General features: G+C 38.0%; 2 protein-coding genes. One reads left to right on the forward strand and one right to left on the reverse strand.

Translation table 11 applies throughout. The features are described from left to right. Window positions 1-1,040 (reverse strand): glutamine-hydrolyzing carbamoyl-phosphate synthase small subunit (carA, locus tag AMDU4_RS13325; RefSeq protein ID WP_290705515.1); only part of this gene is annotated, 1,040 nt, incomplete at its 3' end. Window positions 1,041-1,233: 193 nt separating this feature from the next. Between carA and AMDU4_RS13330 the strand changes: the two genes are divergently transcribed. After that, window positions 1,234-1,623 (forward strand): DUF3834 domain-containing protein (locus AMDU4_RS13330; protein ID WP_290705518.1); only part of this gene is annotated, 390 nt, incomplete at its 3' end.

Genomic DNA, 1,623 nt, shown 5'->3' on the forward strand with positions numbered 1-1,623 from the left:
CCAAGTGTTTTTTTCACATCATTGAAGAACCATGTACTGTCGTATGGTCCAGGATATGCCTCTGGATGGAACTGCACTGAAAATATGGGCAATTCCCTGTGCCTTATCATCTCCACTGTGCCGTCATTTATGTCCCTTCCGTAGATCTCCATCTCAGTATTTTTCATGGAATCTTCATTGATTGCATAGCCATGGTTGTGCGAGGTAATGTATACCCTGTTACCTATAAGCACTGCATGGTTTATTCCCCGGTGGCCATACTTCATTTTTTCAGTTTTTCCTCCCATAGAGAGTGCAATAAGCTGATTTCCGAGACATACTCCCATTACAGGCATTTCATTGCTTTTTTCCCTGATAAATTCCCTTAAGGGTTTCAGTGAATCGTGTGCAGGGTCTCCTGGCCCATTTGGTATAAAAATTGCATCATAGTGGAACTTTATGCTGAAAAAATCATAGTTGTAGGGAACTATATGCAGTGAAGCAGTTTCACTCAATCTTTTTATGAGGCTATTTTTTGTTCCCACATCCACAAACAGTATCTCTTTTTTGTGGCCGGAATCATAATACTGGTATTTTTTCCTTGATACCTGTGATACAAGGTCAAGTTTCATTGTATCTTCAAATTTATCTGGCAATTCATTTATATTTCTTATATAACCCTTAATTGCCCCAGCTTTTCTGATTTTCTCAACCAGTGATCTTGTGTCTATTCCGTCTATTGCCGGAACCCTGTTTGCCTTCAAAAAATCATTAAACCCAACCCCTGAATCGCCACCGGAAAGAATACTATGTGCATCCTTTGTGATAAGCCCGGCAACCTGGATCCTTTCAGATTCCATATGCTCCATGCTTAATGGATAGTTGGCAATTTCAGGAAATGCAAAAATTAGTATTTCACCGGCATATGATGGATCTGTAATAGTTTCAAGGTATCCGGACATTGAAGTCGTGAAAACTATTTCCCCGTTTGCTTCCCCCTCATAGCCATAAGCATTGCCCTCATAGGTGGTTCCGTCTTCCAGTAATAAATATCTTTTCATTTAAATCTTAAAAAACCTAATTTCAACTTTAAATATATCATTTTCTATTCATTTTTACATTTTTCATATATATTATTACATTATAAAAATAATTACGATAAAGAAAATATGAAAACAATTTTCTATAATATTTATTTCATACATAATGCTTATGTTCACATTACTTTAATAAATGAGTTTGCCATGATGGTCTATGAAAGTTATAGCAGCACCTGGACCAGTTTGCTACCCACTGGTAGCGGCAATGATGGAAAGAAATGACATAGATATAGAGTTCAAAAAATCCTCTGACATTGGAGAACAGAAGCCAGACATTGTTCTGGATTCCACTGTATCCCTTGTGAAGAGTGGATTGCCTATAGACTATGTAACAATCGAAAACCTTTCAAGGGTTACCCCTAATCTCGGATACAGAGTAGGAATGACAAGAAAGGGTGGGGCCTCAGATATTCTGTTCCGTGCACTTGTCGGTGAAACACATAAAGATGTGGAAATACAGTATTTTGACAGCATGAGTGACCTCATGGCCGCACTTAATTCAAACAAGGTTGATACAGTAGTGGTACCTGCAATGGATAATGCT

Source organism: Ferroplasma sp. Type II, from assembly GCF_000496155.1.